The organism is Protofrankia sp. CiP1_Cm_nod2 (assembly GCF_920664355.1).
Lineage (GTDB): Bacteria > Actinomycetota > Actinomycetes > Frankiales > Frankiaceae > Protofrankia.
On the sequence record NZ_CAKKTL010000171.1, the window covers coordinates 5,844 to 12,181 of the forward strand.

The 6,338-nt window shown below is 72.3% G+C and carries 5 protein-coding genes; 3 read left to right on the forward strand and 2 right to left on the reverse strand.

Going from position 1 to position 6,338, the window contains the following annotated elements:
• Positions 1 to 117 precede the first annotated feature (117 nt).
• The 3 genes from NBW84_RS17445 to NBW84_RS17455 all read left to right on the forward strand — a co-directional run bounded on the left by NBW84_RS17445 (position 118) and on the right by NBW84_RS17455 (position 3,173).
• On the forward strand, positions 118 to 834 hold the full coding sequence (locus NBW84_RS17445) for a hypothetical protein (RefSeq protein WP_250285794.1): 717 nt from the start codon (positions 118 to 120) through the stop codon (positions 832 to 834).
• A gap of 385 nt (positions 835 to 1,219) precedes the next feature.
• Entirely contained in the window at positions 1,220 to 2,095 is an 876-nt protein-coding gene (locus NBW84_RS17450; protein WP_250285795.1) for a metallophosphoesterase family protein, read from the forward strand.
• A gap of 154 nt (positions 2,096 to 2,249) precedes the next feature.
• On the forward strand, positions 2,250 to 3,173 hold the full coding sequence (locus NBW84_RS17455) for a 4'-phosphopantetheinyl transferase superfamily protein (RefSeq protein WP_250285798.1): 924 nt from the start codon (positions 2,250 to 2,252) through the stop codon (positions 3,171 to 3,173).
• Here NBW84_RS17455 and NBW84_RS17460 read toward each other — a convergent pair.
• Together NBW84_RS17460 and NBW84_RS17465 are read right to left on the reverse strand one after the other, a co-directional pair.
• A complete protein-coding gene (locus tag NBW84_RS17460) occupies positions 3,154 to 4,536 on the reverse strand; it encodes an NAD(P)/FAD-dependent oxidoreductase (RefSeq protein ID WP_445548420.1) in 1,383 nt (460 codons plus the stop codon). The two genes, NBW84_RS17455 and NBW84_RS17460, sit on opposite strands and share 20 nt — an antisense overlap.
• An 81-nt stretch (positions 4,537 to 4,617) precedes the next feature.
• Positions 4,618 to 6,338: FAD-dependent monooxygenase (locus NBW84_RS17465; protein WP_250285797.1), on the reverse strand; the 1,721-nt coding region annotated here is incomplete at its 5' end.

Genomic DNA, 6,338 nt, shown 5'->3' on the forward strand with positions numbered 1-6,338 from the left:
AAGGACACCGGTGGCGGGTCTGTCCGGACAGCGAAGGCAGCCGCGGTGCCTGACACACCGCACGTTGCACCGTCACCCCGACAGGCCAGCCATATGAAGAAAGCAGGGTTTCCAGCGATGAGTAAGCCGGCACGCCTGCACGGTGGGCGCATGTTCATGGCTGTTTTATCGATGATCGCCGTTTTTCTCCTGGTCGGGGCTCCCTCCTGCGCGAGGCCGGCACCGCGGCCGAGCGAGAGCGCGCCGCCGAGCAGGGGCGCGACGAACCCGGGCCAGGAGACAGGGAACAGCTGCGCACAACCCGGGTCCACGACCCGTTCGCTCCTGCCTGATCTTCCAGACGACCAGATCAGGACGGTTGCCGAGGATCCCTGTCTGAAGTTCTCGCAGCTCACCGACCGGGTGCTCGCCGCTGTTCCCGCCGGTCAGCGGTCCATCCTCCGGAACGGCACAACCCCGTTCCTGCCGGCACTCACGCAGTTCGCCAACAGGGTGATAGCGGTCAACGGCGCGGCCGAATGCGCCTACAAGACCGACCGGCTGGCCATCGGTATCTACCAGCACAAGAACTATCTCTGGTCGGTCGGTGTCGTGGCGGTCGTCCGTGGCAAGCTGCCTGCCACCGTCCTGGACGTGGGCACCTGCCTGCTGCTGGAGAAAATAGCACCAGCGCGCCCGGCTTTTCTCACCCCGAACGGGGCGACCGAGATAGAGCCGACTGTCTGTGCCGACTATGCCACGACCAGCCGTGACGGCCAGAACTACACGCTTATGTGGCTTGGCTCGTCCGACCGGATGTGCGACCAGCTCGCGAGCAGGCTCGATGGCAGCTGAGAAAGCGGACGCCGAATGACGGGGTCGCGGTGGAGGACGGCGGTTCCCTCGAGGGCGGCCCGACACCGTCGCTGATCGACCGGGCTCGTGCGCGAGGGCATCCGACGGATGATCGCCGTGGCGTTGGAAGCGGATGTCGACGCCTACCCGGCGGAGCTGGCCGACGAGCGGGGCCGGCGATCGGCGGCCCCGCCGTCCGCAACGGCTACGCCCAGCCCGGTACGCCCAGCCCAGGTCGATGGTGATCACCGCCGGCACGCGAGAGGCCCGCGCGCTCCGGGTCGATGACAGGCGCATCGGCCCGGGACGCGGCGAGCGGGCGGTTGTTACACACTTGTCCCGTACTTGTCTCGTGCTGTCGTGTCGGACGATTCCGGTGGCGGGGTTGGGTAAAGTCGGAGGGGTGACCACGTTCCGGGTGGCTGGGAAGCTGCTCGCCATCAGTGATCTGCATGTGGCGTACCCCGAGAACCGGCAGTTCCTCGAGGAACTACGGCCGGAGTCGGACGCGGACTGGCTGATCGTCGCCGGTGACGTCGGTGAGGTCGTCGCGGACGTCGAATGGGCGCTGACGCTGCTGCGTTCCCGGTTCTCCACCGTGATCTGGGTGCCTGGTAACCACGAGCTGTGGACGCCGAAAAAGGATCCGGTGCGGCTGACCGGTGAGCGGCGTTACCAGCATCTGGTGGAGATATGCCGGCGCCTGGGCGTGCTCACCCCGGAGGATCCGTATCCGGTGTGGGAGGGCGCCGGCGGCCCGGTCACGGTGGCGCCGCTGTTCCTTCTCTACGACTACACCTTCCGGCCGGCCGGTACCTCCTCCAAGGAGGAGGCGCTTGCCGTGGCGCACCGCACGGGTGTGGTCTGCGCGGACGAGTACCTGCTGGTCCCCGACCCCTACCCGAGTGTGGACGCCTGGTCGCGGGCCCGGGTCGAGCACACCCGGGAACGGCTCGCGGCATGCGACCCGCGGCTGCCGACCGTCCTGGTGAACCATTTCCCGCTGGTGCGGGATCCGACCTATGTGCTGCGCTATCCGGAGTTCGCGCAGTGGTGCGGCACGGAGCACACCGCCGACTGGCACCAGCGGTTCCGGGCCGCCGCCGTGGTCTACGGCCATCTGCACATTCCCCGGACGACGTGGTATGACGGCGTCCGGTTCGAGGAGGTTTCCATCGGCTATCCCCGGGAGTGGCGCCGCTGGAACGGCCCGCGCAACATTCCCCGGCAGATACTCCCGGAGCCGGAGCGGCATGACTGAGCCCGGAATACCAGGGACCGGGACGCTGGGGACCGGCGTGTCCGGAAGCGCCGCAGCCGGAAGAGACGTGGCTGACGTCACCTCGTCCGTCCCCGCCCCCCCGTCCGGCACCGCTACCCCGTCCGGCGGGGCCGTCGCCGGGCCCGGGGCCGAGCTGCTCGCCACGCTGCTGCATCCGGCGGTGGTCGCGGTGGAGGCGTTCACCGACGACCCGGACGCGGTGCTGTTCCCCGCGGAGGCCGCCGCGCTCGCGCGGTCCGTGGACAAGCGCCGCCGGGAGTTCACCACCGCCCGGGTGTGCGCCCACCGCGCGCTCGCCGGCCTGGGCATACCGCCGGTGCCGATCCTGCGCGGGCCCAAGGGCGAGCCGCAGTGGCCCGCCGGGGTGATCGGCAGCATCACGCACTGTGCCGGCTACCGGGCCGCGGTGGCGGCCTGGTCCGCCGACATCCTCACGGTCGGTATCGACGCCGAGCCGAACGCGGCCCTGCCGGCGGGCGTGCTCGACCAGATCGCCCTGCCCGAGGAGCGAGCCTGGCTCGACCCGCTGCTGCGCGACGGCCCCGCCGCGCGCCCGGGCAGCGTGTCGCATGGCATTCCCGCCGCGCATGGCATTCCCGCCGCGCGCTCGGGTGTGCTGCCGCCCGGCGGTCCCACCGCGGGCCCGGGGCCGCTGCCGCCCGGTGCTCCCGCCGACGATCCCGTCGTGCACTGGGACAGGCTGCTGTTCAGCATGAAGGAGTCGGTCTACAAGGCGTGGTTCCCGCTGGCGCGGCGCTGGCTGGGTTTCGAGGACGCGTCGATCACGATCGACCTGGCCGGGGGCACCTTCTCCGTCCGGCTGCTGGTGGACGGGCCGGTGCTCCCCGGCGGCGTCCCGCCAGGGAGGGGCCGGCCCGGCAACGATCTCTCCACGGACCTCTCCACGGACCTCTCCACGGATCTCTCCACGGATCCCTCCGCGGAGAGATCGGTCTCCCCGGAGCCTCAGGCCCCCGAACGGCTGACCGGTTTCACCGGCCGCTGGCTGGCCCGCAACGGCCTGGTCATCACGGCGATCACCGTGCCGGGACGCTGACCGCGGAAATCGTCTCGACCATTTCGGCCCGGGTGGGCACACCCGGGGAACGGCTCGGGCGCCAGCCCTGCGCGATCAGGCCCGTCACCCGCGGCTCCACCGCGTCCAGCGCCTCGGGTGGATCCGTCAGCTGCATGTGACGCAGCGCCGCCGTCGCGACCGTCGGGTCGACACCGGCGGCGGCGAGCAGCACGAACCGTGGCAGCGACGCCGGGCTCGGCGGGCTCATCGACGGGATGGCCGGCGTCCCGCCGTCGACGGCCGCCCGCCAGGCCGCGGCACGTGCCCGGTCGAGCTGCTGGGCGTCGTCGAACCACGACCGCAGCTCGCCGCGGACCCAGGCGTCGACCCGGTCCCGCCAGGCCGCGGGATCGCCGGGATCCTCGGCCACCGCCCGCACGAGCCGGAACGCATGCGCGACGGTCAGCGAGGAGCCCCGTCCGAAGTGCGGGTTGGTGGTGCAGACGGTGTCACCGAGCGCGTGCAGGCCGAGCGGCGCGGCCGGATCCAGCGGATGGAACGTGTTGCGCAGCCCGCTCATGACCGTGACGCCGGAGACCGGCTCGGCGAAGTTCGGGTCGGTCCAGGCCGCCCCGAGCGACATGATGCGGGCGGCCGACTCGAACACCGGCGCCCGGCGCAGCCCCGCCAGTGCCCGGTCCCCGGGCAGGTGGACGAAGGCGACGGTGAAGGTGCCGGCATCGTGGGGGAAGACGAGCAGCGCGTAGCCGTCGGCCTCCTCGACCCCGAGCACCCAGCGGTTGACCGCGGTGAACCGCTGTCCCGGCAGCAGCCGGTAGCGGCGGGACACGTAGACCTCGTTGGTCGGCTCGTCGAAGCCTTCCGCGTCCCGGGCCCCGCTGGTCAGCCGGCCACGCCGGCCGCCGGCGTCGATCACGAGATCGGCCGGGTGCGGCCCGCCCCCGGCCAGCTGCACCCCGACGACCGCTCCCCGCCGCGTTTCCACCCGCTGGACGGTCCCGGCCCGCAGCTCTATCCCGGGCTGCGTCTCGACGTCACGCCGCAGCACCCACTCCAGGGTGCTGCGGCGGCACCGCAACGAGCGCGTCCCGTCCGGCAGGGGTACCTCGACCGCGCCGGCGGCCCGCAGGGCGTCGAGTGTGCCGGGCAGGCCCGCGCGCAGCTCGGCGTGGATCCGGGCGAGGAAGGCGTGGGGCTGGTGCAGGTGCGCGACCCCGGTCCGTCGCCAGCCGCCGGCCTCGTCGAGCCGGGCGGGTCTGACCGTGGTGTCACGCTCGATCAGCGTGACCGCGTGCCCGAGGCGCGCCAGCGCGAGGGAGACCGTCATCCCCGCCATTCCGGCACCGCACACCACGACATTCAGCCGCCTGCCGCTTGCCATGCAACTCCCCGTTCTGCATGTCAGCTCATCACACTCCGCACATTTCGTCGCTGCCGCACGCCGAGGCGCGATCGGCTGTCGTCATCCGAAAACAGCACGTATGTGATCTTCAAGGGCGCCGGCAAGGACCGGCCTGCTGCGGAAGCCGATGTGCCCGTCCGGCCGGATCAGGTGGGCGCACGGCCCGGTGGTCGCGTAGACGGACCGGTAGTCACGCTCGGTGTCGCGGATGACGGGCAGGTCCAGGCCCGCAGGAGCGACGGCGTCCGGATCCAGCACGACGTAGGCGTTGATCAGCCCCGCGGCCTGCCGGCGGATCGCCGCGGCGATCTTCTCGTAGCCGCGCAGGTCCTCCTCGGTCGAGGAGGCGTCCCCGTAGAACAGCAGCGTGTGCGCGCCGCTGTGGATCAGCTCGAACAGCCGCAGCCGGTGCCCGACCCCGCGGCGGGCCAGCCCGTGCACGTCCGGCGCGCGGTCGCCGGCCGCCGGCCCGCGGTCCGGGGCGTCCCAGCCCAGCGCCTCCCCGACCAGCGGGCTGCCGCGGTAGGTCAGGGTCATCTGCATCTCGTCGAGGAACTGCGCCTTCTCGTCCTCGTTGTCCATCTCGTCGGTGAACGCGACCCGCACCGCGCGGCCCATGACCGACTCCCCGGCCGGGCGGCGCTCGGCCTCGTAGCTGTCGAGCAGGCCCGGCCCCGCGTGCCCGCCCGCCGCGAGCGCGAGCTTCCAGCCGAGGTTGTAGGCGTCCTGGATGCCGGTGTTCATGCCCTGCCCGCCCGCCGGCGGGTGCAGGTGCGCGGCGTCACCGGCGACGAACACCCGGCCGACCCGGTAGCGGTCGACGATCCCGTGGCTGATCCGGAAGATCGACGACCAGCGCAGGTTGCGCGCGGTCGTCCCGGGCGGCGCCAGCCCGTCGAGCGCGGCCTGGAACTCGGCCAGCGTTGGCGGCTCGTACTCCTTCGTGAAACCGGGCGGCACGTCCGTGCGGGCGGCCTCGGCCATGATCCGCGGCGGGGCCATGGTCGCGATGCGGTAGCGGCCCTGGCCCCGCAGCGGGACGCACACGAGCATCCCGTCCATCCTGCCGTCGGTCTCGTGCAGGAAGCGCAGCAGATAGCCTTCGGGCAGCGACCAGTCGACCTCGACGTCGGCGAGCATGAACAGCTGCGGGAACCGCCCGGCGCCGGCGTTGAACACCAGGTTCAGCTCCTTGCGGACGGTGCTGTGCGCGCCGTCGGATCCCACCAGGTACTTCGCGCGCACCGTCGTCTCGCCGTCGGCGCCCGCCAGCCGGGCGGTCACGCCGGCGGCGTCCTGGGTGAGGCCGCGCAGTTCCACGCCCCGCTCGATCGTCCCGCCGAGGGCGGCGAAACGGTTGGTGAGGACGCGTTCCGTCTCGTACTGCGGCAGCCCGAGGTGGGCGTACGGCAGCTCCGGCAGGTCCCACTCGACGCGGTGGGTCTGGTGCCCGTTGACGACGACGATCTGGCCGCTCAGCCAGATGCCGGCGTCCATCGCCTCCTGGACGATGCCCTGGTCCTCCCAGATCTCCATCGTCCGGCAGTGCACGCCGATGGCCTTGTCCGCCTGGCCCGGCGGCTCGGTGCTCCTGTCCACCAGCCGGCAGGCGACGCCGCGGCGGGCGAGTTCGACGGCGAGGGTCAGGCCGGTCGGCCCCGCGCCGACGACCAGCACGTCGGTCGCCGCCTCCGGCTCCGGCCGCCGGGCACCGGCGACCCGCGGCCGGATGGTCGCGGCCGCGGCCGTGCTCAGGGCCGCTGTCGGGCGCTGCTGCGGGG